The organism is Bacillus sp. ME78, assembly GCF_903970865.1.
Taxonomy (GTDB): domain Bacteria; phylum Bacillota; class Bacilli; order Bacillales; family Bacillaceae_G; genus Bacillus_A; species Bacillus_A cereus.
Genome location: NZ_CAJCKK010000012.1, coordinates 45,607 through 69,733, shown reverse-complemented (window position 1 = coordinate 69,733; position 24,127 = coordinate 45,607). Strand labels below are relative to the sequence as shown.

Here is a 24,127-nt window from a genome sequence, read left to right as displayed (position 1 = left end):
CTCTTTGAAATTAACTTACTTTTGTGCAATTTCACTAAATTACATAAGTGTAATGTTACTGTAAGCTAACTCGATAGTTGCATTCCGATATTTCTTATACACTAATACCAGAAGCAACAAACAAGCTTCTTCACATGTAAGCACTAATACAAAAATTGTATTTACTATAAAACATATAAAAGGAGAAATCATCATGAAAAAATTAGTAGGAATCGGATTAGCAGCAGCAATTTCATTTGGAGCATTATCAGGTTGTTCTTTATTAGGAGAGAAAGCGAACGGTTTTGTACTGTACGGCTCAGAAGAACAAGTTCAACAAATTACAGATAAAAACAAAAAAGAAGTGAAAGAAAAAGACTTCTATAAAATGAAAATGACAACATTAGATGGTAAAAAAGTTCTTGTAATGGATAAGAAAACTGGTGAAGAACTAGTGAAAAAAGAGTTACTTAGCAAAGTTGATGAAAAAGACAACACGAAACCACTTGATAAATTACCAGCTGTAACAACAGAACAAGGTGTATTATTCGCAAAAGAGAAAGTAGAAAATGCTACACTTGATGGAGCGAAATTAAAATATGAAGGCAACACAATTATCGGAAGTGGCCGTGCATATACAGATATGTATGCGATTGTTGATGACGCAACTTACAGCAATGTAAAAGGTGATGAAAAATCTGTAGGTGTATTAAAATTTGATAAAGACCCGAGTAAAGAATTCCCTGGTTACAAAGGCGTAGAAGCTTCTCAACTTGTAAAAATTAAAAAGTAAAAAGTAAAACAAAAAAGCTTTGCGAAATTCGCAAAGCTTTTTTCTATTTATTATGAGCAATTTGCTCCATATCCGGGCTACAAGTTTGCGACTGACATGACTTATTTAAAGAACATGCCGCGCATTTTCCTTTTTTACTTCTCTTTACAAAATTAACTAACGTATATGCTGCATAACCAAAAATGATAGCTCCAATTATAATATTGACCATCATCACAATACATCTCCTTCTAGAATCCGAGTAAGGATCCAACTTGGTATATAATGAGCGTTAATACATAAGCAACTACGAGTGGATAAACGACTGAAAAAATCGTCCATTTCGCTGATCCTGTTTCACGTTTAATAACAGCTACGGTCGCTAAACACGGAACATATAATAAAATAAAGAACATAAATGCATAAGCTGATAATGCTGTATAATGTGCTCCCATTACATTTCCAAGCACATCTTCTTTAACCGCATAAATAATTGCCATTGTAGAAACGACAACTTCTTTCGCTAAAAATCCTGTTAAAAGGGATGCCGCAGCTTGCCACGTTCCAAAGCCGAGCGGTGCAAATAATGGTGCGATAAATCCACCAATCATCGCTAAGTAGCTATCTCCCATATCAACGCCAAATCCTGATGGACCTGCATAGTTTAATAACCAAATAACAACCGAACCACCAAAGATGAATGTACCAGCTTTACGAACAAATCCCTTTCCTTTCTCCCACGTGCTCAGCCATAACGTTTTCGCTTGTGGCACACGATAAGGCGGTAGTTCAATTACGAAAATAGATTTTTCTGCTTTCAAAATCGTAAGAGACATAATTTTTGTAACGAGTAATGCCAGAACAATACCTGCGACATATAAAGAAAATACAACAGTCGCCTGACTATTAGGGAAGAATACGCCCGCAAATAATGCATATACAGGTAATCGTGCTGAACAAGACATAAACGGTGTTACTAAAATTGTAAGTAAGCGCTCTTTCTCCTGTTCAATCGTTCTCGCTGCCATAATACCTGGAACGTTACATCCAAAACCAATAATCATCGGAATAAAAGCTTTACCGTTTAAGCCAAAGAACTCCATAATTCTATCCATAACAACTGCAATTCGCGCCATATATCCTGAGTCTTCTAATAATGAAATGAAAAAGAATAGTGCAAAGATTTGTGGTACGAATACTAATACAGCACCAACACCGGCAATAATACCTTCTGTAACGAGTGCTTGAATAAAATCAGAAGCTCCAATACTTGTAAGTCCAGCCGTCACCCAATCCGTAAGCTGACCACCAAAAAACTCATCTAACATATCCGATAAAGGTGTACCAATCCACGTAAACGTAACCTGAAAAATAAAAAACATAACTGCTAAAAAGATTGGAAGTCCTAAAATTTTATGTGTAATTAATCTATCAATTTTTTCTGAAAAAGGAATTTTTCCTTCTTTCTCATGCTTCATAACATTTGTTTTTAACTTTTCAATATACGCTTCACGAGTTTTGTAAATGTGCTCTTCTAACGTACAATCAAGTTTTCCTTCTAAGCGAGATCGAATGGCTATGAGTTCCTTATAAATTGGTAATGCTTTCATTTCTTTTTCTACTACTTCGTTATTGCTTAAAAATTGAAGTGCTAACCATCTCGGATGCTCATAATTCGCTGTCTCTAAAAGAGCAATTACTTCTCCAATTCCTTCATCCATTTGTACACCATATGAAATAAGGAATGGCTTTTTCTCCTTTTTGTCATTTTCTTTAAGAGTCGCAAGTAGTTCTTCACAACCTTTTCCACTTCTTGCAACGACAGGAACGACTGTTACACCTAATAGTTCTGATAATCGTTTTACATCAATGACAATTCCTCTTTGCTTCGCCACATCAACCATATTTAAACCAATTGAGACCGGCTTACCAAATTCAAGTAATTGCAACGTTAAATGCATATTTCTCTCAAACTGCGAGGAATCTACGATATTTAACATATGATTAAATTCTTCTGTTAATAGAAAGTTTGTTACAACACCTTCATCACGTGAAACTGGATTTAAATCATACACACCTGGTAAATCAATTAATGTTCCTTGTCTATCTTTTAATTTACCAACCTTTTTTTCTACTGTTACACCGCTCCAGTTTCCTACGTATTCATAAGAACCAGTAAGTGCATTAAATAATGATGTCTTCCCTGTATTCGGATTCCCTAGCAAAGCTACCTTATTCACGCTAATTCCACCTTTATCATTTTCGCGTCACAATGACGAATACTAATTAACTGTCCACGACACTCCAATGTACAAGGACCTTTGAACATCGCTTTCTGTTTCAAGCGAAGTTCGCTTCCTTCCGCAAGACCGAAAGCAGCTAGTCTACGCTTTAATAGCTGATCTAAAGACTGAATACTTTTTACTAACACTTTCTCTCCAATTTTAATATCTACTAAGCTCATAACCTTCCCCCTCAGAAGAGAATGATAATTATTTTCAAAAAAATTATACCACACCCAATTTCTCTTGTACTATACCCTTTTGCTTCATATTTATTAACATTTCGCTACAATTCTATTTCAATTATTGTCATACAGCATTTGTTTGCCATTCTCATCCATTTCGCTTACAATAAACAATAGCAAATAAAGAATCTCGTTATCACTGGGGGAGCCATGCCGCTGAGAGGGAACACTTCGTTCCGACCCTTCGAACCTGTTAGTTAATGCTAACGCAGGGATTGTGCAAACGTCCGAAATACATACCTCATTTTTATTTACGTATTTCGTATCCTCCTATGATATCTATTCTTTTTTGTACAACTTGGATTTAGGGGGAGACAACATGCGTAACACCAATTTACAAGCGATGATCGAATCTGCTATTCTTGCAGCCTTCGCCATGATTATCGATATTTTACCATTATCACTTAAACTTCCAACAGGCGGTTCTATCTCATTCGCTATGATTCCTATTTTTATTATCGCTTACCGCTGGGGTTTTAAAACGGCTTTCTTAGGAGGCTTAATTTGGGGTCTTTTACAAATTGTTGTAGGAGATGCTTACATTTTAACACCGGTGCAAGCATTCATTGAATACTTCATTGCCTTTGCTTTTATTGGATTTGCTGGATTATTCCATCGCCCAATTCAAAAAGCACTTTTAACTTCCAATGAAAATAGTGAAGAGCAATCAAGTTTAGGTAGTCGTAAAGAAAGACCTTCAGCAAAACAAAACCATGGTAAGAAAATCCTTGTTTATATTATCCTTGCTACATTTGTCGGTAGCTTTGCTCGCTACTTCTGTCACTTTATTGCCGGTATTATTTTCTGGGGACAATATGCACCGAAAGGTCAATCAGCTGTACTATATTCATTAATCGTAAATGGAAGTACAATGCTTGGTTCTTTTATTTTATGTACAGTTTTACTTATATTTTTATTCCTCACTTCACCACGCTTATTCAAAAGCATCAGTGCTTATCAAATGAATACACAAAAAAAGGGCGCTTAATGAGCGCTCTTTTTTCATATCGTAATATCAATTAAAAATACAATAAATGCGCAAAAGAAAATAAATACCATTATACTTAGCCAATTGCTATGCACGGTTCATCGACTCCTTACATAACCTCATATTCTAAACAAATTATACTGATTAAAAATAAAGATTAGGTAAAGATAATATGAAAATAATTTAAAAAAACGTAGATCATATTTTCTACGCTTTTTTCGGTAAATAGAAATAAAATAACACACCATCTTCTGTATTTCCTGCCCCATATTCAGTATCATGTAGTTCTAAAATATTCTTTGAAATGGCAAGCCCAAGCCCCGTCCCACCTTGTGAACGCTGACGAGCTGTATCCACTCGATAAAAACGATCCCAAATTTTATCTAATTGTTCTTCTTCAATGTGAGTACCTTTATTTTCAATGCACACTTTTATACGATCCTTCTCATCTATTGTAGAAATAATAATATCTTCTTTATTTGGTGTATAACGTATGGCATTCGTAATGAAATTCACGATGACTTGTTCAATCCGGCCTTGATTTGCAATCACTTCAAATGAACATATATTTTTATGAACACGAAGCTCTTTTTTCTCTATTTCCACAGATAGATGTTCACATATGTCTTCAATTACTGTATCAATATAAAACGAATCCTTTTTCATTTTATATGTACCAGATTCAAATTTAGCTAACTCAAGCATATCCAAAATTAACGTATCCATTTTGTCTACTTCTCTCTCCATCGCCTGAAAATAATAATCCTTTTTATGCTCAGCTACCCCGTCTTTTAAAATAGAAATACAGCTTTTCATAATACTTAGCGGTGTTTTTAATTCATGTGAAACACCAGAAATGAATTCTTTTCGCGTCTTTTCTAACTTTCTTTCCTTTTCAATATCTTCTTCTAACTGCCCAATATGCGAATGGAGTTTATTTGATAGCACATTAATATTTTTCGATAAATCTCCAATTTCATCTTTTGAAGTAATGGGTATTTTTTCTGTAAAATCTAATTGTGCTATTTTCTTCGTCGTATCATTTATTTTTAATAATGGTTTTGCAATTTGTTTTGAATAATAAAACGAAGCTAAAAAAATAAGAACGACTACAAATGCAATGATATAGATGTAATAATCTTGCACCATTTGTACAGCTTCATCTACGGGCTGTAAAGAAGCCATCGCATAAATATATGTTACTGATCCATCTTTTTCTTTTATTGGTTTCATTAATAATTTATATTTTATATCATTCTTTTCATAGTCCATTGTCTTTGTTGAATACTCTATTTGATTACTCTCTTTTAGTAATACATCCGTTTGAAATTCTTTTATACTATCCAAAAATAAAGTATTTTTATAAATTGGATTCACAGGACCTTTTACATCTGGAAACTGTACTTTTGTAACAAACCCACCTATGTAAGCATCTGGTTCTTGGGCAGCTTGCTCCTGAACAGCCGGCTTCTTTTCCTTACTTACTTGTTCCTCAGCTGCTTTCTTTTTCTCCTCATCTAATTTACTCATTTTCTCCTTAAATGCTTTTTCTAACGGTTTATTAGATCCACTTAAATTCTGCTTAGATAACGAGAAAGAGAATGGAATAAAACTATCTCCTTTTTTCACTCCAGAAAAATAAATTCCTTGGCCTAGAAACTGATCTGATGATTTATTATCAATCTCTTCTATATTGACGAGATTGTATAAAGGAATTTTGAATATTTGTTGTCCAAAGCTCTTTTGTTGCCTACGATCTATCGTTACTTCAAAATAAAAATCATCTGCATGTTTTAAATTCCCGTTCTTATCTAATGTCGTAATCCACGTATTATTTTCTCTTAAAAAGTCTTGCTCAAGTTTCTGAATTCCTTCTACGTTTCCTGTGTAGTTTAAATAATTCTTCTCAAAGGAATTTAAATTTACTTTAATATCTTCCACTTTTCGATTCGCATAATATTGTTTAAAAAATATCGTTTGTCCAATAAATATCGTCGCTAAAATCAACATACATAATGCTGTTGTAAGAGTAAATAATTTTAGTACAATTCCTTTTCTCATATATTCCCCTCAAATTTATAACCAGTTCGTACTACAGTTGTAATGTACTTTGCTTTCTCTCCTAATTTATTTCTTAAATTACGAATATGACTATTAACCGTTCGATCATCGCCAGCAAATTCATATCCCCAAATTCTTGAAATGAGTTGTTCTCGCGTTAAAACGATTCCTTGATTTTTCATGAAATACGCTAATATTTCAAATTCTGTATGTGTTAAATTAATATCAGTTCGATTTACCGTAACAGTGCGCGACGGAAAATGAACGTGAATATCGTGGATTGATAATGTATCATCTTCATTCTCTAAAAGTTGCTTTGTCACTTTTCTGCTTTCTAACAACCTTTTCGCTCTTGCTAATAAAATTGGCGGACTATACGGCTTCGTCACATAGTCATTTGCCCCAAGTTCAAAACCAAGTAACGTATCGTCTTCATCTACGCGCGCCGTCAGCATAATAATAGGCACCTCAGACGTCTTCCTAATTCTTCGGCAAACAGACCATCCATCGAGTTCTGGCAACATAATATCTAAAATAACTAAATCAACCTCTTCTTCTTCAAATACAACTAAAGCCTCTTTCCCGTCCCTCGCTTCAAACACTACATATTGTTCACTTAAAAAATAATCTTTTAATATTTCACGTAATATGTCTTCATCTTCAACAATTAAAATGTTTTTTGACATAACTGATATATCCCCCTCCTGCTTTCAAAAACTATAATTTCATTTTGAATAACTGCCAGTTAACTTCGCCTCGATAATATATCTATCTGGTGCATCCCCTATATAATCAAATGGGTAACAAGTTGTCAGTGTTAATATCGGTTCTTCTTTTTTTATAATAACAGTACGATCATCCGCATGAGTAATCCATGTCTTTTGAATTTCATATGTGTACGTTTTATTATCATACTCTAAAACAAGGGTATCCTTTTCTTTCAACTCCCCTAAATCTGTAAATACAGTATCTCGATGTCCACTCAGTACAGTATGTCCCCCTCCAGATGGTGTTGTCGTTAAATTACTAACGAACATACCCACTCCTTTTTTCAAAGTCGTATCATCCGCTCCCCAATATATAGAAAACTTTTTCTTTATTTTTGGTATGTTTAACATCGCTACCTTTTCTCCTTCTTTATGTTCTGTTTGAGAAGAAGGCACTTGAGAAGTTACAGGTGTTTCACGAGAAAGTTGAGTATATTGTATATTTTTAAGACTCTTTATTTCTTCTGCAGTTAATTGCCCGGCAGAGCTTCTTCCTTTATACCATTCCACAGCATAATAGGATCCCATGAATAGCCCTATAGCCATCAATATGATACCGATATAATTGAGTAACTTCATTCTTCATTCCTCCATGCCAAAAATGGTAGGAGTAACCTACCATTTTTAATATATGAAATTATCCTATTCTTTATAGGAAAATATTTTATTTACGCTTTAATCTTATTGCGACGATTCAAACCAAATAATGTACCTACCGCTACAAGACATGCACTTAATCCCATCATTGCTACATTATTTGATGCTGTATTTGGTAATTTTTCACCTTGTACAACTGGCTTTGCTACTTCTTTTTTAGCTACTTCATTCTTTTGCTCGGCTTTTATCGCTGCTTCTTTTTTGGCCATATCGTTTTTTAACTGTTCTTGCGCTATTCTCTTTTTCTCTTCTTCACTTTTTTTCTCAGCTTTTATTGCTTCTTCTTTTTTAGCCATATCATTTTTTTCTTGTACTTGTGCCGCTTGCTTTTTCTCTACTTCACTTTTTTGCTGTTCCTTAATAGCTTCTTCTTTTTTAGCTTTATCTTGTTGCACTTGTGCTTCTTCCTTTGTTACTGTTCCAGTATCTGCACTCGCTACTGAAGAATATCCTACTGCTAAAAGTGCCATTGCACAAATTGGTAATAGTCTCTTTTTCATTTTCATTCTCTCCTTATATTTTATTCACATCAACTCGCATCGGATGTATTACTAGAATAAGCAAGAGATATAAATATAAGATGCAGATGAAATATATTTCATTTAAAGATTTCATTGTAGAAAAAGAAAAAAACATCGCAATATGTACGATGTTTTTTCGGGTGTGTGTCTCAATTATTTACATGTTACTTTCGCGTGATTTGGAAGTAGAACGGGCCGGAGCGATAACTAATTGTCTCGGCTCAGTTTTCTTGAAGTGATTTTTGACGTTACACTTACGACGTTGAACAACCCACGCTTTAATAGGGTTTGTTAAAATAATCTTTTGCTCTTCGTTAGGGGTCTCTTCTTCAAACCTACAACTATCGCTCCATTTATTCCATTTCATTGTAAATTTAGAAGAAGAATGATCATCTTCACGATCAAACAAGTGCAAAAAATCCATTTTTCCATCTAGCATTACGGTGTTACTAGTCGCTAAAAAAGAAAAGGTCGTCCAACGTTTCTCCATGCCCTCCTACTCCTTTTTCACATATAGAGTGCCTAAAACTTAATTTACCTAAAATATGCTTGCCTTTTACCTTACACCCATAGTTTATCCAAAATGCTATTATGCAACTATCGATTTGCCTTACAACTACCTTACATTTTTGTAAGAAACAAAAAAACCTTCACTCTATATAATGAAGGTTTCTTACTTTTTATCTATATGATCTCTCATATCATCAAGTCCAGCTTCTTTTAGCTGCGACATCATACCGTGCGAAATTGCTCCTAACACTAAAGTCATTCCAATTAATGAAATACGAATCGCAGGTACATCAATTACGTAAGCCAACAGGCCAAGAACAATTGTTAAAAGTAATGCTTTTATAAATGTTACACTTGTGTACTGTTTCTTCTTCATCATATTCACCCTTTATGGAAGCGTTTTCTTAATACACTTAGTATATCATATCATCAGATGATTTTGGCGTTATCTTTGTAAAAAATTACTATCTCCTTTGACTTTTTCTATTCTATCCTTTACAGTCGAAATGTTCGCAAGTTTTACACTGTAGGAGGATTACAATGAATATTAAAATAAAAGACACTTTAATTTCTGAAGAACAATTACAAGCAAAAGTTAAAGAATTAGCACTTCAAATCGAACGTGATTTTGAAGGAGAAGAAATCGTAGTTATCGCAGTATTAAAAGGTTCATTCGTATTTGCTGCTGATTTAATTCGTCACATCAAAAATGATGTAACAATTGACTTTATTTCTGCATCTAGCTACGGAAATCAAACAGAAACAACAGGAAAAGTGAAACTACTAAAAGATATCGACGTAAACATTACTGGGAAAAACGTAATTGTTGTAGAAGATATTATCGATTCTGGTTTAACACTTCATTTTCTAAAAGACCACTTCTTTATGCATAAACCAAAGGCACTTAAGTTCTGTACGCTACTTGATAAACCAGAACGCCGTAAAGTGGACTTAAAAGCTGAATATGTTGGCTTCCAAATTCCAGACGAATTTATCGTTGGCTACGGTATCGACTGTGCTGAGAAATATCGTAACTTACCATTTATCGCTTCAGTTGTAACGGAGTAATATAATAAAATAAGCTTCCATCAATTACTGATGGAGGTTTATTTTCTATCACGATTCGTAAAAGACAAAGGGAGAGAATAAAAATGACAAAGACAAAATTTGAAAAAGTACTCCTCATCGTAAATCCGAAAGCTGGTCAAGGTGACTTACATACAAATTTAACGAAAATCGTACCACCTCTTGTCGCAGCTTTTCCTGATCTACATATCCTTCATACGAAAAAACAAGGTGATGCAACAAAATATTGCCAAGAGTTTGCTAGTAAAGTAGATTTAATTATCGTCTTTGGTGGTGATGGAACAGTATTTGAATGCACAAATGGCTTAGCACCTCTCGAAACTAGACCTACACTTGCAATCATTCCAGGTGGAACTTGCAATGACTTCTCTCGCACACTTGGTGTTCCGCAAAACATTGCAGAAGCAGCAAAACTTATCACAAAGGAACACGTAAAACCAGTTGACGTTGCAAAAGCAAATGAACAACATTTCTTAAACTTCTGGGGCATTGGACTCGTATCTGAAGTATCAAACAATATCGATGCAGAAGAAAAAGCAAAGCTTGGTAAAATCGGTTACTATTTAAGCACAATTCGAACTGTAAAAAATGCTGAAACATTCCCGGTAAAAATTACTTATGACGGACAAGTATATGAAGACGAAGCTGTCCTTGTCATGGTTGGAAATGGTGAATATCTTGGTGGTATTCCATCCTTTATTCCGAACGTAAAATGTGATGATGGAACACTTGATATTTTCGTAGTCAAATCAACAGGTATTCAAGCATTTAAAGATTACATCGGAAAGAAACTATTTGAAGACTCAAATGAAAATGACATCTTCCACGTAAAAGCGAAATCCATTCATATTGAAACGAAAGAAGAAAAAGAAGTAGATACAGATGGAGAAAGTTCGCTTCATACACCTTGTCACATTGAATTATTACCAGGACACTTTACGATGATTTATAATCCTGCGGTTGTGTAAAGAAAAAAACGAGTGCTAGCACTCGTTTTTTCTCTTCTAATCTAGCTATGTCGTTGAATCATTTCTTGTATTTCTTTAACTCTCTCTAAAGTAATTCCATTTCTTTGTTCGATTGCTAAAGGATGCTCGGTTGGCTCTAATTCAACATACGGTGCCGTTCCAACTTCTCTTATATGTACATTTGTTTTTAAATTTAATGTTTCTGGATAAACTCGTATTTCTACAGATAACCAACCAAAATAAGGATCACTATTTTCTCGGCCTCTCTCATCCCACTTTTCTAATACTTCATCATAACTTTCTTTACTAAGTGATACCCACACAGTCCATATGAAATTTTCGTGGTAATCAATGATAGGAATCTCTAAACAACCTCTAATAGAATAATGGCTTGTTTGCATACTCTAGTTCTTTTTATGTACAATGAAGGAAAGAAGCACCTTCATATAAGGGAGAGGACAAACTTTGTTCAACCAACAGTTAGTTAATTTACGCATTGATTTTGCATTTAAACAATTGTTTGGTACGAATGGTAGCGAAGATATTCTAATTGCATTTTTAAATGCTATGTTACAAGAGTCTTTAGAGTCGCCCATTGCTTCTCTACAACTAGAAGATCCACATTTACACAGGGAATATGAAGAGGATAAGTTATCTATTTTAGACATTTCAGCGACATTAGAAACAGGAACAAAAGTTAATGTAGAAATACAACTCAATAATAATCACGATATGGTTAAACGCAGTTTATATTATTGGGGAAGACTATACACATCTCAACTACAAAAAGGGATGCCCTACAGTGCACTTCACAAAACCATCACCATAAACTTACTAAACTTCGTAATGTTTTCGGAACACCCAGCCTTCCATACAACGAGCATATTATGGAATACACAACAACAAAAACTCCTGAGTGAAGACATAGAAATCCACATTATAGAAATTCCAAAGTTAACTGAACAATGGCATGAAGAAAAAGTAAATCCGTGGAAAGATCCATTTGTTCGTTGGCTTTTATTGCTTTCAGCAAATGAGGATGAGCACTTAACTAAACTATTGGAGGATATTGCTATGAACGAAGATCCTATTTTACAAAAAGCGATAAATAAATGGGAACGTATGAGTCAAGATTCTTCTTTCCGGCAAGCCTATGACGCAAGGGAGAAAGTTTTAATGGATGAAGCAGCAAAATTCGCCCATGCAGAGACAGAAGGAATAAAAAGAGGAATGGAACAAGGGATGAAACAAGGAATTAAAAAAGGCATTGAAAAAGGCATTGAACAAGGTCGAAAAGAAGGAGTTCAGCAGGGAAAAATTCAAATGATTAAAAATATGTATGATCTTGGTATACCACTTGAAACGATTGCTAAGGCAAGTAAATTAAGTTTGCATGAGATTGAGCATATTTTAGGACATAAATAGTGATAAAAAAAGAGCTTGAATAGTTTCAAGCTCTTTTTTATCAACTCTCCTCAATATCATCCAATTGAGTCTTATAACATTCATCACACTCTGGCCTCGTAGGAAGAATCCCTCTTTCATCAGGTAATAAAACCCTCAAAACTTCTCGATCCATCTCTGCGAAAGACTTCATAATAATGGGATATCCTTCTCTAAAAAGGTTAACATCCATACAGTTTTTCCTTTATCGTTCATCAGCAGCACTTTATGGTTTAACTTCCAAGCCACTTCACTAACATGATCAAACATCTTTATTAATACGCCTTAATCAATTTCAAGCCAACCCATTCCCATAGAAAGAAATAACAACAGTCCGATTACAAAAAAGAGACCCCCAGTTAAAAAATAGAACGGCGCTCCATGCAATGGATCACTAAATAACTCTATCAAATTTCCAGCTACTACTTTCCATTTCTCTTTCTTTGAATTTTTTTCTTTTAATTCTTTTATAAATCGATAATTACTTATACTAATCAAAATAATTCCTATTAATAGGCATCCTACTATGATTAAAATCTCCAAATATAGCACTCCATATGTACATCTATATTTATTTTCGTTTACATACTATTGTTATCCATATTCCATTTTAGCTAATAAACAAACGAAAGAGAACTAGGTGGATTAATGTTTACTTAAAAAGGAAAAGTCCGAAACTATATAAAGTGATTTCGGACTTTTTCTTTTTAAAATATTAAATTACATTTCGAACAAAAAGGAGCTGAATTTCCTCTTCTAATTTTCGTATCACATTTTGGAAAATATACATATCGTTCCTCTACCTTTTGTCGTTCTATCATGTGTAAGGATACTATTTTCATACTGCACATAATTCCAATTAAGATAAGGCTAAAAATAAGTAGCACAACGCTCTTCCTTCCTTAACTAATTACCTATATTTTACCATTAAATAAAGATAATTTTATACTTATAATCCTATCTTGTCCTTCATACTGGAAGAAACTTTCTTTACTTCTATTTACTCATCAGTGTGATTCTTTTTTGTCTATATAAATAAAGAATACCTGTAACTATAAAAACAATCACGCCAAAATACAAACCATACTCTATCGCAACTGCTACAATTCTTTCAATATGTTGTCCAAATAAAGCACCGAGCACAAAGTAAACGAGTGTCCAAACAAATCCTGTCGTATAAGAATACAATGCATACGTCTTAAATGACATGTTATTCATTCCAACTAAATACGGCACGATATGTCTTACAACTGGTATGAAATAGCTTGTAACTAACGCGTACTGTCCGTATTTATCAACCATTTCTTGTGATTTTATTAAATACTTTGCTTTTTTCTTTTTCATCAATTTATGGAGTACCTTCGTGCCAAATACCTTCCCTAATATATATCCTAAAGAAAGCCCTGATACAACACCTAAATATGTTAATACAAATGAAGGAACAACACTTAATATCCCTACTGAAGATACGAAACCACCACTCATAACAATCATTTCATCTGGAATTGGCATACCGATAATACCTAACCATAAACAGAAAAATAATGCCCAATAACCGTATTGCTCGATATAGGATAATAATTCATGTAATTCCATTATGCATACGCTCTCCTTAGTTCTTTTTTGCAACTAAAGACGTAGGCTGGCGGGAAATTGAGCCATACTTTTTCTAGTGTAATTTCAGGGAAGAAATGCTGTATAAACCCTTTTTTCACAAGTGAATATTGAAATGTAATGAACTCACCATTCTCATGTATCGCTTCCATCGCATTATTTAAAATGCGCTTTGAAACTTCTTCTGGTAAAGAAGTGAAAGGCAACCCTGATAAAACGTAATCAATGCATTCTATATTGAGCTCCTCCATATACTTCTTTATATTTTCAGCTGAACCGTGTACAACAATGACATTCTGCTCATCTTTAAACTTTCTTTTTAATTCTTTGAAAAATACTTCATTAATTTCAATAAGAAGAAATATTGTTTCCTTCTTTTTTCTCTTCATAATCTCTTTCGTAAAAACCCCTGTGCCAGGCCCTAACTCTACAATACATTTCGCTTTATTAAAATCAATTACATCGACCATTTTCTTTGCTAATATTTTTGAACTTGGCGCAATTGCACCAGTATGTTTTGGATGCTTTATAAATTCATGTAAAAATGTAATGAGCTGCATGTAAACCTCTCCTCATTCGTTCGATAGTTTTTAACTTGTGTCTAAGTATAACTATCGTTTCTTAATAAAAATTGAGGAAGTTTCTTAAGATTTTATGAAGAATAAAAAAAACAGCTATCGCGTGTAGCGATAGCTGCCCCTTATTACTTCGCACTCACGATCTTATAATAAGAACGAACCGTTAAGAAGTAATATCCAATATAAATCGCGCCGTATACTCCAATACTAATGAGAAGCGGAATCATAATTTCAAATGGTAGTATGTTCCCTAAACCTTTTAATGCAAACAAGCTGTGCAGGATTCCGATTACTAACGGAATCGCAAAGATAAAGCTTACTTGTTTTGCAATAGCTTTTTTCATTTCTTGTTTTGTGACCCCTATTTTGTGAAGTACAACATAACGCTCACGATCAGCATTTGCTTCTGTTAATTGTTTAAAGTAAATGATAGAACCTGTTGCTAGTAAGAATACAAGCCCTAAGAACATTCCAATAAACATCATTAATCCTGTTCCTTCAAGCCCCATATGGAAACCAGTATAGAAATCTCTAAATGATAACACCATTTCTGATTCACCAGCTGGCATCACTTTTGTTAATTTTTCCGTTAACACTTTACTGTTTTTCTCATCTTTCACATCAATATTTTTTACAATACGTGTTCCAAATGCTTGTTTCGCTTGTTCATACATTTCATCTGAAACGACAACAACTAATTCACCTAAATTTGTAATCGCAACGTCATTTGCACCTTGGATTTTTAACTGCTTCGTTTCGTTCCCAATTTGGAATACTGCTTTGTTTCCTTTATATTGTGGACTAAACTCATGTCCTTCAATATACGAACTATCATATATAAATGCTTCATCAGCAGCTACATTCACTGTTTCTGCGTCGATTTTCTTAGCAAGCTTATTAAATTCAGATTGAGACATAAATTGATATTTCTCTGAGATACTGTAGTTCATATTAAAGATGAAATCAACTTTATCTCCTTCAAACTTCCCTTTTACAGGAACTGTCTCAATTTCAAATTGCTCTTGGATCGGGTGATTTTTCTTCTCTTCTGCAAAAATCGCATTTACTTTCTTATCTAATTCTGCATCTTTCTTCTCATAAGAATAGCTATATGGTGCTACTGCTTTTGATTGCGTAAATGTGTTGTAATACATCGTAACTGACGTACCAACCGCTGTTAATGTTACCGCGCTTAAAATAGAAATTGTAGCAAGTGACTTTGCATTTCCTTTAATACGATATAGTAGCTGTGACGTCGTTACCATATTCATACCGTTATAAAACGATGATTTATTCGTTCTTGCACGTTTCAATACAAATACTGTAAAGAACATAAATAGTAAGTACGTACCTAATACTGTTGCCAGTAAAATATAAAGTGCAACTGCCATAAAGTCTGCATATTTAACTGCCTTCATGAACATTAATGCTAAAAAATAACCTGAACCGATTAAGACAACTGAAATTAATGCCATAATAACTGATCCTTTTGGCATTGCTTCTCCTTCACGTTCGGCGCGGAAAAGTTCAATTAGCTTAAATCGATAAATTAAACGATATCCTTGAAGTGATGTATATAAAATAATCACAAAGAAAATAAGTGCTGTATCAATAATGGCAGCCATCGGTACTTCAAAATGAACATTTAAGTTTAATCCCATCATGCTTACTAGCAGTTCAAGGAATAATTTTGAAAGGACACTACCAATCGCAATACCGATAATTAAAGACATTAATCCCATTAACATATTTTCATAAAAGAGCATTTTACCAATTTGTCTTTTACGGATACCTAATAACGAATATAAGCCAACTTCTTTTTTACGTTTACGTGTAAAGAAACCGTTCGAATATATAATAAACACTGCTACGAAAATGATAAGCATGACACTTGAAACTTGGAACGCTCCGCTAATTTTTTTTGAAGCTTCTGCAGCTTTTTCCATTTGTGAATTGTATTGCAGTGCTTTAAATGTAAAATAAATAACGATACTAAAAATCATAGATGCAAAATATACAAAGTAGTCTTTAAAGTTCCGCTGTATGTTGCGGAGGGCAATGCTAGATAAGGTCATCAGCCATACCCCCAGAAATAGAAGACATTACATCAACAATTTTTTGGAAGAACTGTTTACGCGTCGATTCACCGCGGTGCAATTCTTTATATAGTTCACCATCTTTAATGAAAATAACTCGTTTACAATAACTTGCTGCAAATGCATCATGCGTTACCATTAAAATTGTTGAGTTATCATATTCGTTTAACGACTTCATACTTTCAAGTAAATCTGTTGCAGATTTAGAATCAAGCGCTCCAGTTGGCTCGTCTCCGAAAATCATACTTGGATTCGTAACAATTGCACGTGATGCTGCGCAGCGCTGCTTCTGTCCACCAGATACTTGATATGGGAACTGACTTAAAATATGATCAATACCGAATTTCTTTGAGATTTCAAGAACGCGGCGATCAATCTCACTCGCTTTCACCTTTGATAACGCAAGTGGTAAAGCGATATTCTCTTTCACCGTTAACGTATCTAATAAGTTATAATCTTGGAAAATGAAACCTAAATGATCGCGGCGGAATAACGCTAACTTATCGTCATTCATTTTTACGATATCTTTTCCATCAATTAAAATTTCACCGTTCGTCGCATTATCAATTGTAGAAAGAACGTTTAGTAGAGTCGTCTTACCAGAACCAGAAGGTCCCATAATTCCAACGAACTCACCTTCTTTTACTTGTAAGTTAATACCTTTTAACGCTGCAAATTTATTACCACCCGTGTCATATACTTTTTCAATATTTTTTGCTTCTAGCACTGTTTTCATCTCGACATCCCTCATTTCATCTATTCTCTATTTTCAACTATATACACTCTCTACTCTTGCCACTATCGATGTTTCTTACACAAACATGACAGTTATGTAAGACACATAAGTAAAGAAATCAAAAAGTTAACGTAATGAATTAAAGTACTTTGTTACTATAACATTGGGATATCATACCATCCATTCATTCTCCTTACAGGAACATTACAATTTTGTAAGGTAAAAAATGCACCTACAAAGTTGTGCACGAAATGTCGGATGGAGCTATTTCGTTCCTGCTATTCTATGTACAGAGGAGGTCATAATATGGATTCACTTAAAAATATGAATGCTGCAATGCAGTATATCGAAAACAACCTTACACATGAAATTGATTTTAAAGAAGTCGCAAAAATAGCTTACTGCTCCGAATATCATTTCAAGAGAATGTTTTCTTTTTTAGCTGGCATATCACTATCAGAATATATTCGCTGTAGACGTCTTACTCTCGCTGCCTTTGAACTAAAAAACAACAATGTAAAAGTCATTGATATCGCTATAAAATATGGATACAACTCACCAGATTCATTCGCTCGTGCATTTCAAAACTTGCACGGTATAACACCTTCAGAGGCCCGAAATAGTAGCCATTCTTTGAAGGCTTATTCACCAATGACCTTCCAATTATCCATTCAAGGAGGAAATGAAATGAACTATCGAATTGAAGAAAAAGAGCCCTTTCGAATTATAGGTATTACAAAACGAGTACCAATCGTTTTTAACGGTGTAAATGAAGAAATTGCTTCTATGTGGAAAAGTTTAAACCCAGAGTCTATTCAAACATTAAAGTCCCTTTCAAACATTGAACCTACTGGAATTATTAGTGCTTCTACTAATTTTTCTGAAGGAAGAATGGAGGAAAAAGGAGAACTTGATCACTATATTGGAGTAGCCACAACAAAGGATTGTCCAGAGCAGTTTAAACAACTCGAAGTCGCAGCTTCAACATGGGCTATATTCGAAGCTGTCGGCCCATTTCCTGATGCACTACAAAATATATGGGGACGTATTTATTCTGAATGGTTCCCTTCTTCGAACTATGAACTAGCGGAAGGACCAGAGATATTGTGGAATGAACAGAAAGACATATCTTCTCCAAACTTTAAAAGTGAAATTTGGATACCGGTTTTGAAGAAGTGATAAAAAAACAAAGCTGCTCTTCCCTAAAAGGAAAAGCAGCTTTGTTTACATTTTCAACTCTTCTTTATAAATACTATATGACTTTATTGTTGATACGATAATGCATATTAATATGATTCCAATCCCTATAAAAATATTAAATGGATCTGGAAGCAAAGCCCCTGCATATATACAAAGTGAACCTATTACAAATACCCTCGAAGCAAATCTATGTGTTTTTCTCCAAACTACAGGATTTTCTAATGTCCAGTCCATTCGAATGCCTACTAACCCGTTCGGCTTCGTTTGTTGCATGTAATTACCTAGTACAAGAAACAATGTTCCAAGTCCAAAATTAAATGCAATTGAGCCCGATGCAATATAATTAGACGCGGCTAATAGTGCAAATAAGTTACAACCGAATCCTATTAAAAGAATTGCATAATGGATTGCGGAAAGGACTTTGGATTGCTGGGTAGACTTATCTTTTATGAATCCAAAAACTAGCCATATCATATAGAGCACTATCATACTACCTATCGAGAATGAACTTGCTTCTATTTTAGAAAAATATCCATCTACTACTCCTGCTGCATTATAATGGCGTGGAATTTGTTCTGGTAAATATGGCCATACAATATACCATCCAATTGCACTGCCAATAATTAAACTCCATGGTAATACGTGTCTTTTCATCCTCTCTCCCCCATAATTTTTTATTAGGCCCCTATTTCTTTTTTATAAGCAATATATGAATATCCCATCGTTAATCCTACTGCACCAATAATAATTCCAACCATTACGAAAGATTTCCAAGTTACTGGTGCAAAAACACTTAAAATCATAATGATCCCCAATGCAACAAACACCTTTCCGCTAAAACGGTGTGTCTTTCTCCATACTTCTTCGCTACTTAACGTCCACGGCGTTTTTATACCTACAAAATAATTTGGTTTACATTGTGGTAAATAGTTTCCGATGACTATAAATAAAATACCCACTAATAATTCCGGCACGCGATTAATGAATAAATTGTATCCTAATCCACTTGTAATAATATCTATATTCCCTACAAATAGTAGCAGTAATATCCCGTTATTCATCATCATAAAAGCTTTAGAAAACTTCTCGTAGTTCGCTTTCTTTGGATCAATCTTTGGTAACACGTTTAGAAAAATATATAAAACAATCATAATTCCAACCATAGAAAGCATTCCATACAATTTAGAAGAATATCCATCTACTTTACCGCCGCTCCAATGCGTTGCAATTGTATCCGGTAAATGTGGCCAAGCAAACGCCCAAGCTAAACAAGTTATAACAATTAATAAGATTGCAAAAAGATGCTTTTTCATTTCCCCTCTTCCCCCTTATTCGTAAATGTAAACACCCAAGTCAACAAATCTTGAAAGACCGTTGTGTTTAAAGAGTACACAACGAATTGCCCTTTCTTTTCATCTTGAATAAGTTCAGCATTTTTAAGTGCGCTTAAGTGGTGTGAAATACTTGGTTTTGTCATATTGAAATGTTCAGCAATCTCACCAGCGGTTAGATCGCCTTCTTTTAATAAGTCTAAAATTTTTCGCCTTGTTGGATCTGCTAATGCTTTGAATGCTTGATTCAATGTCTTTCTTCCTTTCGATAATTAGACATTTAGATATTTATCTAAATATTAAACCAATTACCGTTATTTGTCAATTTCATCCAGCGCCCTTTTTACTTTTCTCACTTTTAACCTATACTGTTTACTAGCTTATCTTTCAACATAATGAAAAGACTTGAAACACATGATACACTATAGCTACAATTGTTTTTTTGAGGAGGAATATACATATGTATAAAATTTTAATCGTTGAAGACGATCCAAATATTTCATCATTACTGCAATCTCACATTCAGAAGTACGGTTATGAGGCTGTGGTAGCGGAGAATTTCGATGATATTATGGAATCGTTTAACGCTGTGAAACCACATCTTGTTTTACTTGATGTAAACTTACCGAAATTCGATGGTTTCTACTGGTGCCGTCAAATTCGTCATGAATCTACTTGTCCAATTATTTTCATTTCAGCGCGTGCTGGTGAGATGGAACAAATTATGGCAATTGAAAGCGGTGCGGATGATTACATTACAAAACCATTCCACTACGACGTTGTAATGGCGAAAATTAAAGGACAATTACGCCGTATTTACGGTGATTATGCACCAAATATTTCTGAACGTATCGTTGAAGTAGAAGGATTAAAACTATTCCCAGAACGTCCAGAAATTCATTTTGGATCTGAACAAGTTCTTTTAACGAAGAAAGAGGCAATTTTAGCAGAAATGTTATTATCTAAATTCCCTCGTACAGCGAGCCGTGAAGATTTATTAGCTGCGCTTTGGGATGACGAAAGTTTCGTTGAGGAAAATACATTAAACGTAAACATTACACGTCTTCGTAAAAAGTTTAATGAGCTTGGCATTGAGAACTCTATTGAAACAGTACGTGGACTTGGATATCGCTTTAACGCAACTTGGAGTGAATAAGCATGAAGCTATTTTTACGTGATCATTTTGCATTTTTCCTACTGTACGTTTTAAACTTCGGTATCATTTTCGTTCTTTATGATGCAGTAGACGGATTTCAAAATAATAAATTTTACTTCGTCGTTTTAAGTTTATACTTATTTATTTGTTTCCTCGCTTATCGTTACGTTCGCAATCGTAGAATGTACCATAGATTAAGTGAGCAACCAGAAAAAATGGAAGATGCGTTTATTGAAAGAGCAACTGCTCCGATGCCTCACGGTGTCAATGAACTCGTACGTACGCAGTACCGTCTATTCCAAAAAGAACTACAATCGTATGAAGTAAAACAACAAGAACATCAATTATTCATTAACCATTGGGTACATCAAATGAAGACACCTGTTTCTGTTATGCAGCTTATGGTGCTAGAAATGGAAGACGAGCATTTAATTCCAAAGTTTAAAAAAGAATTAGAGCGTCTAAACCAAGGGCTTGATATGGCTTTATACATGGCTAGGTTAAATAACTTCCATGAAGATTTCCATGTCGAGACGATTTCATTAAAAGATACGGTAACAAAAAATATTAATGGATTAAAAGAACTATTCATTCGTAATGGTGTCTTCCCTGTTTTAGAAGTCCATTCTGATTTAAAAGTTGCTTCTGATGCGAAATGGCTAAAATTTATCATCTATCAATTAATGACAAACGCTGTTCGTTACTCCGGTGAGCGCGGAAAGAAAGTTTTCTTATCTGCTTACCGAAACGGAAAAGATATTATTTTAGAAGTTCGTGATGAAGGTGTTGGTATTCCACAAGAAGATATTCGAAGAGTATTTGAACCGTTTTACACTGGGAAAAACGGTCGCGCCTTCGGAGAATCTACTGGTATGGGACTTTATATTGTAAGTAAAATTTGTGATTATTTAGGTCACTCTGTCAAACTAGATTCTGAAGTTGGTAAAGGAACGACGATTAAAATCATCTTCCACAATGCTGCAAATAATCAAGCAGAACATACGGAGAAGGTGACCTAAGTATGTTCGTAACATATGCAAGCAAAATGTATGAGAACTCACTCTCATACATTTTTTGCAATACAACTACTTCTATATCTTCTAGCCGGAGGTATAATCTATGACATTTTGGCAATTTGCATTTAAAAACGTCACGCGCAACTCGAGAGCTTATTTTGCTTACTTTGTAAGTAGTTCCTTTTCCATTGCTGTGTTCTTTTCGTTTGCTGTTTACTTATTCCATCCGAAATTACAAAACTTTGACATGACCTCTGAAATTTCAGCATTAATGCTATTTTCAGAAGTAGTAATTGTATTTTTCTCTTTCTTCTTTTTACTATATTCCATTGGTACTTTTTTAAAAGTTAGAAAAAAACAATTTGGTATTTTGACCATTTTAGGAATATCGAGAAAACAATTACATCGTCTTATTTTTATGGAGAATATGTTAATCGGGATTTTATCTATCTTTTTCGGCATGCAGTTTGGAGTTGTTTTTTCTCAATTTTTCTTATTAGTAACAGCCAAACTTACGCATGTTCCAGGAATATATTTATACGGGCCTACTAACGCGTTTATTTTAACAACCATTGTTTTCCTTAGTCTTTTTATCATTGTATCTGCATTCACACCAATGCTTATTCGTACAAAAAAAGCAGTACACCTTTTAAAAACAAATGGTGGAAAACAAAAAGAAAGAAAACCATCCATACTTGTTTCATTATTTGGTGCGATTTGTTTATTTGGTGGTTATGCGTTAGCTGGAAATCCTAAATATTTCGTATCAGTAAGCCCGCAAATCGGTGTTATATATATGGTTTCAAGTATTTTCGTTATCCCAACGCTTGTTACAATTGGAACATATTTCTTCTTTTCACAAATTAGTTTCTTACTTATTTATATTTTAAAGAAAAGAAGGAAGTTTTATATGAAACGGATTAATATGCTTTGGATTTCGGATTTAGCAAGCCGTATTCGAACGAATATTAATATGCTGTTTATTGTAGCGATGCTATCTACAATTGCTTTCACAATGATTACGTTTCTATATGGATTCGGGAAATTTATTAAGCTAGAGGTGAATAGAACTTCTCCTTTTCCAATTTCTTATTTTTCTTATGATGCGAACCCTTTTGTTACAGAGCATTTAAATTGGCTTGAGCAACAATTACAAAAAGAGCATTTCCCCTATCAAAAAATAAAAGCTGATATATATGAAACACCACTAAAAGAAGATAAAGATATAGCTATTTATAATGACGTATACGCAATTAAGCAAAGTGACTATAACAAACTTGCAGATTCTTTACGAATGAAACAACTATTTATGGATGATAACGAAGCATATGTGCTAACAGGGACATCTTATAACACCATATTCAACGAATTTGAGCAAAGCTACAAAAGAGATTACATTACACTCTCTAGTACAAATACGAAATTACGAGTGAAAGGCTATGAGCATGTGAATGCAATTCCATCTGGCTTTTCATATCAAACGATAGTTTTGCCTGATGTTATCGTAAATAACTTACCTAGCACCGTAAAGCATATATCAGCATACAATTACAAAATTCAAAACTGGGAACAGACATATGAAATTGCTGATAATTTTATAGAAAAAGTGCAAAAAGATCGAAATAAATCCCAGTATGAAGGACCTCTTATTCGTTCCTTTGAATCAGCAGGATCGTTATACAAAATAACATCAGGCAGTGCTGCATTTTTCCTAATTGGGACATTTTTAGGAGTTATTTTCTTCATTGGAGCTGGTAGCGTTCTTTACTTTAGAATGTATACGGATTTGACGAACGAACAAGAGAAATATATAACGATTTCTAAAATCGGTGTAACAGATACAGAGATGAAACGATCTGCAACCATTCAACTTAGTATTTTATTTTTCATTCCGTACATTATGGCATCCATTCATACAATATTCGCAACAAAAATGCTACAAGATGTAATTGGTTTATCTCTGTTCAAAGAGGTTTCAGCCGTTCTTATTATTTTTGGATTCGTTGAAATCGTATTTTTCATATTCATTCGTTCACTTTATATGCAAAAATTATCACAATACACGAGTGGACAAAATATTTAAAACAAACTTGATGAAAAGAGTATTTCTTATGCTCTTCT

The 24,127-nt window shown here is 34.0% G+C and carries 27 protein-coding genes, 1 pseudogene and 1 riboswitch; of the genes and pseudogenes, 9 read left to right on the top strand and 19 right to left on the bottom strand.

The window, feature by feature from the left end; translation table 11 throughout:
• The first annotated feature begins 193 nt into the window (after positions 1–193).
• Complete coding sequence (locus H6481_RS15225) at positions 194–772, top strand: lipoprotein BA_5634 family protein (RefSeq protein WP_048565089.1); 579 nt, start codon at positions 194–196, stop codon at positions 770–772.
• A gap of 43 nt (positions 773–815) precedes the next feature.
• On the opposite strand, the gene H6481_RS15220 is transcribed toward H6481_RS15225, so the two are convergent.
• Genes H6481_RS15220 through H6481_RS15210 form a run of 3 tightly spaced genes read right to left on the bottom strand, consistent with a single transcriptional unit; the run spans position 816 to position 3,215 of the window.
• A complete protein-coding gene (locus H6481_RS15220) occupies positions 816–986 on the bottom strand; it encodes a FeoB-associated Cys-rich membrane protein (protein ID WP_000989598.1) in 171 nt (56 codons plus the stop codon).
• Between the two features lie 16 nt (positions 987–1,002).
• Entirely contained in the window at positions 1,003–2,991 is a 1,989-nt protein-coding gene (gene feoB / locus H6481_RS15215) for a ferrous iron transport protein B (RefSeq protein WP_053563489.1), read from the bottom strand.
• A complete protein-coding gene (locus H6481_RS15210) occupies positions 2,988–3,215 on the bottom strand; it encodes a FeoA family protein (protein ID WP_000060512.1) in 228 nt (75 codons plus the stop codon). Before H6481_RS15210 ends, feoB begins: the two co-directional genes overlap by 4 nt.
• A 194-nt stretch (positions 3,216–3,409) precedes the next feature.
• A riboswitch (TPP riboswitch) is annotated at positions 3,410–3,511 on the top strand.
• Between the two features lie 86 nt (positions 3,512–3,597).
• Here H6481_RS15210 and thiT point away from each other — a divergent pair.
• A complete protein-coding gene (gene thiT / locus H6481_RS15205) occupies positions 3,598–4,266 on the top strand; it encodes an energy-coupled thiamine transporter ThiT (protein WP_065485465.1) in 669 nt (222 codons plus the stop codon).
• A 207-nt stretch (positions 4,267–4,473) separates the two neighbouring features.
• On the opposite strand, the gene H6481_RS15200 is transcribed toward thiT, so the two are convergent.
• From H6481_RS15200 to H6481_RS15175, 6 genes are all read right to left on the bottom strand, one after another.
• Positions 4,474–6,327, bottom strand: a complete 1,854-nt coding sequence (locus H6481_RS15200; protein ID WP_065485466.1) for a HAMP domain-containing sensor histidine kinase — start codon at positions 6,325–6,327, stop codon at positions 4,474–4,476.
• Positions 6,324–7,013: a response regulator transcription factor gene (locus H6481_RS15195; protein WP_000041862.1), complete on the bottom strand. Its 690-nt coding sequence runs from the start codon at positions 7,011–7,013 to the stop codon at positions 6,324–6,326. Before H6481_RS15195 ends, H6481_RS15200 begins: the two co-directional genes overlap by 4 nt.
• Positions 7,014–7,052: 39 nt before the next feature.
• On the bottom strand, positions 7,053–7,673 hold the full coding sequence (locus tag H6481_RS15190; RefSeq protein WP_000771598.1) for a class D sortase: 621 nt from the start codon (positions 7,671–7,673) through the stop codon (positions 7,053–7,055).
• An 89-nt stretch (positions 7,674–7,762) separates the two neighbouring features.
• The gene (locus H6481_RS15185) at positions 7,763–8,251 is read right to left on the bottom strand and encodes an LPXTG cell wall anchor domain-containing protein (protein WP_000746704.1); all 489 of its coding nucleotides are present in this window, start codon (positions 8,249–8,251) and stop codon (positions 7,763–7,765) included.
• A gap of 178 nt (positions 8,252–8,429) precedes the next feature.
• A complete protein-coding gene (locus H6481_RS15180) occupies positions 8,430–8,762 on the bottom strand; it encodes a hypothetical protein (protein ID WP_071731798.1) in 333 nt (110 codons plus the stop codon).
• A 183-nt stretch (positions 8,763–8,945) separates the two neighbouring features.
• Positions 8,946–9,161, bottom strand: coding sequence for a hypothetical protein (locus H6481_RS15175; RefSeq protein WP_002001286.1), 216 nt, complete (start codon positions 9,159–9,161; stop codon positions 8,946–8,948).
• 161 nt (positions 9,162–9,322) lie between these two features.
• On the opposite strand from H6481_RS15175, the gene hpt reads away from it, so the two are divergent.
• Both hpt and H6481_RS15165 read left to right on the top strand, forming a co-directional pair.
• The gene (gene hpt / locus H6481_RS15170; RefSeq protein WP_065485468.1) at positions 9,323–9,850 is read left to right on the top strand and encodes a hypoxanthine phosphoribosyltransferase; all 528 of its coding nucleotides are present in this window, start codon (positions 9,323–9,325) and stop codon (positions 9,848–9,850) included.
• 83 nt (positions 9,851–9,933) lie between these two features.
• Positions 9,934–10,836: a YegS/Rv2252/BmrU family lipid kinase gene (locus H6481_RS15165; protein ID WP_182812199.1), complete on the top strand. Its 903-nt coding sequence runs from the start codon at positions 9,934–9,936 to the stop codon at positions 10,834–10,836.
• Between the two features lie 41 nt (positions 10,837–10,877).
• On the opposite strand, the pseudogene H6481_RS15160 reads toward H6481_RS15165, so the two are convergent.
• A pseudogene (locus tag H6481_RS15160) lies at positions 10,878–11,225 on the bottom strand (DUF2199 domain-containing protein); the annotation flags it as partial.
• Positions 11,226–11,301: 76 nt separating this feature from the next.
• On the opposite strand from H6481_RS15160, the gene H6481_RS15155 reads away from it, so the two are divergent.
• Positions 11,302–12,261 (top strand): Rpn family recombination-promoting nuclease/putative transposase, encoded by a 960-nt coding sequence (locus H6481_RS15155; protein ID WP_182812196.1) that lies wholly within the window; start codon positions 11,302–11,304, stop codon positions 12,259–12,261.
• Positions 12,262–12,564: 303 nt separating this feature from the next.
• On the opposite strand, the gene H6481_RS15150 is transcribed toward H6481_RS15155, so the two are convergent.
• The 6 genes from H6481_RS15150 to H6481_RS15125 all read right to left on the bottom strand — a co-directional run bounded on the left by H6481_RS15150 (position 12,565) and on the right by H6481_RS15125 (position 17,303).
• Positions 12,565–12,822, bottom strand: a complete 258-nt coding sequence (locus H6481_RS15150) for a hypothetical protein (RefSeq protein WP_182812193.1) — start codon at positions 12,820–12,822, stop codon at positions 12,565–12,567.
• 164 nt (positions 12,823–12,986) lie between these two features.
• The gene (locus H6481_RS15145) at positions 12,987–13,166 is read right to left on the bottom strand and encodes a hypothetical protein (RefSeq protein WP_182812190.1); all 180 of its coding nucleotides are present in this window, start codon (positions 13,164–13,166) and stop codon (positions 12,987–12,989) included.
• Between the two features lie 109 nt (positions 13,167–13,275).
• Complete coding sequence (locus H6481_RS15140) at positions 13,276–13,875, bottom strand: DedA family protein (protein WP_182812187.1); 600 nt, start codon at positions 13,873–13,875, stop codon at positions 13,276–13,278.
• The gene (locus H6481_RS15135) at positions 13,875–14,453 is read right to left on the bottom strand and encodes an rRNA adenine N-6-methyltransferase family protein (RefSeq protein WP_001176064.1); all 579 of its coding nucleotides are present in this window, start codon (positions 14,451–14,453) and stop codon (positions 13,875–13,877) included. Before H6481_RS15135 ends, H6481_RS15140 begins: the two co-directional genes overlap by 1 nt.
• 143 nt (positions 14,454–14,596) lie before the next feature.
• Positions 14,597–16,546, bottom strand: coding sequence for an ABC transporter permease (locus H6481_RS15130; protein ID WP_097920456.1), 1,950 nt, complete (start codon positions 16,544–16,546; stop codon positions 14,597–14,599).
• Positions 16,533–17,303, bottom strand: a complete 771-nt coding sequence (locus H6481_RS15125; RefSeq protein WP_000859655.1) for an ABC transporter ATP-binding protein — start codon at positions 17,301–17,303, stop codon at positions 16,533–16,535. Before H6481_RS15125 ends, H6481_RS15130 begins: the two co-directional genes overlap by 14 nt.
• 306 nt (positions 17,304–17,609) lie before the next feature.
• On the opposite strand from H6481_RS15125, the gene H6481_RS15120 reads away from it, so the two are divergent.
• Positions 17,610–18,482: an AraC family transcriptional regulator gene (locus H6481_RS15120; protein WP_182812185.1), complete on the top strand. Its 873-nt coding sequence runs from the start codon at positions 17,610–17,612 to the stop codon at positions 18,480–18,482.
• Positions 18,483–18,527: 45 nt separating this feature from the next.
• Here H6481_RS15120 and H6481_RS15115 read toward each other — a convergent pair whose 3' ends face one another.
• Genes H6481_RS15115 through H6481_RS15105 form a run of 3 tightly spaced genes read right to left on the bottom strand, consistent with a single transcriptional unit; the run spans position 18,528 to position 20,085 of the window.
• Positions 18,528–19,157, bottom strand: a complete 630-nt coding sequence (locus H6481_RS15115) for an SdpI family protein (RefSeq protein ID WP_182812182.1) — start codon at positions 19,155–19,157, stop codon at positions 18,528–18,530.
• A 23-nt stretch (positions 19,158–19,180) separates the two neighbouring features.
• Positions 19,181–19,816 carry an SdpI family protein gene (locus tag H6481_RS15110; RefSeq protein ID WP_000716359.1) on the bottom strand — a complete coding sequence of 212 codons (636 nt, stop codon included), beginning with the start codon at positions 19,814–19,816 and terminating at the stop codon, positions 19,181–19,183.
• Positions 19,813–20,085, bottom strand: coding sequence for an autorepressor SdpR family transcription factor (locus H6481_RS15105; protein ID WP_001070531.1), 273 nt, complete (start codon positions 20,083–20,085; stop codon positions 19,813–19,815). Before H6481_RS15105 ends, H6481_RS15110 begins: the two co-directional genes overlap by 4 nt.
• Before the next feature lie 209 nt (positions 20,086–20,294).
• Here H6481_RS15105 and H6481_RS15100 point away from each other — a divergent pair, with 209 nt between their 5' ends.
• The 3 genes from H6481_RS15100 to H6481_RS15090 all read left to right on the top strand — a co-directional run bounded on the left by H6481_RS15100 (position 20,295) and on the right by H6481_RS15090 (position 24,089).
• A complete protein-coding gene (locus H6481_RS15100) occupies positions 20,295–20,990 on the top strand; it encodes a response regulator transcription factor (protein ID WP_000276738.1) in 696 nt (231 codons plus the stop codon).
• Positions 20,991–20,992: 2 nt separating this feature from the next.
• A complete protein-coding gene (locus H6481_RS15095; protein WP_182812179.1) occupies positions 20,993–22,009 on the top strand; it encodes a sensor histidine kinase in 1,017 nt (338 codons plus the stop codon).
• A gap of 100 nt (positions 22,010–22,109) precedes the next feature.
• Positions 22,110–24,089 (top strand): ABC transporter permease, encoded by a 1,980-nt coding sequence (locus tag H6481_RS15090; protein WP_182812176.1) that lies wholly within the window; start codon positions 22,110–22,112, stop codon positions 24,087–24,089.
• Positions 24,090–24,127: the final 38 nt, after the last annotated feature.

Coding starts and splice junctions, on each gene's coding strand:
- H6481_RS15100 (WP_000276738.1), top strand. CDS start 20,295: ATGTATAAAATTTTAATCGTTGAAGACGATCCAAATATTTCATCATTA.
- thiT (WP_065485465.1), top strand. CDS start 3,598: ATGCGTAACACCAATTTACAAGCGATGATCGAATCTGCTATTCTTGCA.
- H6481_RS15090 (WP_182812176.1), top strand. CDS start 22,110: ATGACATTTTGGCAATTTGCATTTAAAAACGTCACGCGCAACTCGAGA.
- H6481_RS15125 (WP_000859655.1), bottom strand. CDS start 17,303: ATGAAAACAGTGCTAGAAGCAAAAAATATTGAAAAAGTATATGACACG.
- H6481_RS15140 (WP_182812187.1), bottom strand. CDS start 13,875: ATGGAATTACATGAATTATTATCCTATATCGAGCAATACGGTTATTGG.
- H6481_RS15185 (WP_000746704.1), bottom strand. CDS start 8,251: ATGAAAAAGAGACTATTACCAATTTGTGCAATGGCACTTTTAGCAGTA.
- H6481_RS15135 (WP_001176064.1), bottom strand. CDS start 14,453: ATGCAGCTCATTACATTTTTACATGAATTTATAAAGCATCCAAAACAT.
- H6481_RS15180 (WP_071731798.1), bottom strand. CDS start 8,762: ATGGAGAAACGTTGGACGACCTTTTCTTTTTTAGCGACTAGTAACACC.
- H6481_RS15130 (WP_097920456.1), bottom strand. CDS start 16,546: ATGACCTTATCTAGCATTGCCCTCCGCAACATACAGCGGAACTTTAAA.
- H6481_RS15175 (WP_002001286.1), bottom strand. CDS start 9,161: ATGATGAAGAAGAAACAGTACACAAGTGTAACATTTATAAAAGCATTA.
- H6481_RS15220 (WP_000989598.1), bottom strand. CDS start 986: ATGATGGTCAATATTATAATTGGAGCTATCATTTTTGGTTATGCAGCA.
- H6481_RS15200 (WP_065485466.1), bottom strand. CDS start 6,327: ATGAGAAAAGGAATTGTACTAAAATTATTTACTCTTACAACAGCATTA.
- H6481_RS15210 (WP_000060512.1), bottom strand. CDS start 3,215: ATGAGCTTAGTAGATATTAAAATTGGAGAGAAAGTGTTAGTAAAAAGT.
- H6481_RS15190 (WP_000771598.1), bottom strand. CDS start 7,673: ATGAAGTTACTCAATTATATCGGTATCATATTGATGGCTATAGGGCTA.
- hpt (WP_065485468.1), top strand. CDS start 9,323: ATGAATATTAAAATAAAAGACACTTTAATTTCTGAAGAACAATTACAA.
- H6481_RS15225 (WP_048565089.1), top strand. CDS start 194: ATGAAAAAATTAGTAGGAATCGGATTAGCAGCAGCAATTTCATTTGGA.
- H6481_RS15095 (WP_182812179.1), top strand. CDS start 20,993: ATGAAGCTATTTTTACGTGATCATTTTGCATTTTTCCTACTGTACGTT.
- H6481_RS15195 (WP_000041862.1), bottom strand. CDS start 7,013: ATGTCAAAAAACATTTTAATTGTTGAAGATGAAGACATATTACGTGAA.
- H6481_RS15120 (WP_182812185.1), top strand. CDS start 17,610: ATGGATTCACTTAAAAATATGAATGCTGCAATGCAGTATATCGAAAAC.
- H6481_RS15110 (WP_000716359.1), bottom strand. CDS start 19,816: ATGAAAAAGCATCTTTTTGCAATCTTATTAATTGTTATAACTTGTTTA.
- H6481_RS15165 (WP_182812199.1), top strand. CDS start 9,934: ATGACAAAGACAAAATTTGAAAAAGTACTCCTCATCGTAAATCCGAAA.
- H6481_RS15115 (WP_182812182.1), bottom strand. CDS start 19,157: ATGAAAAGACACGTATTACCATGGAGTTTAATTATTGGCAGTGCAATT.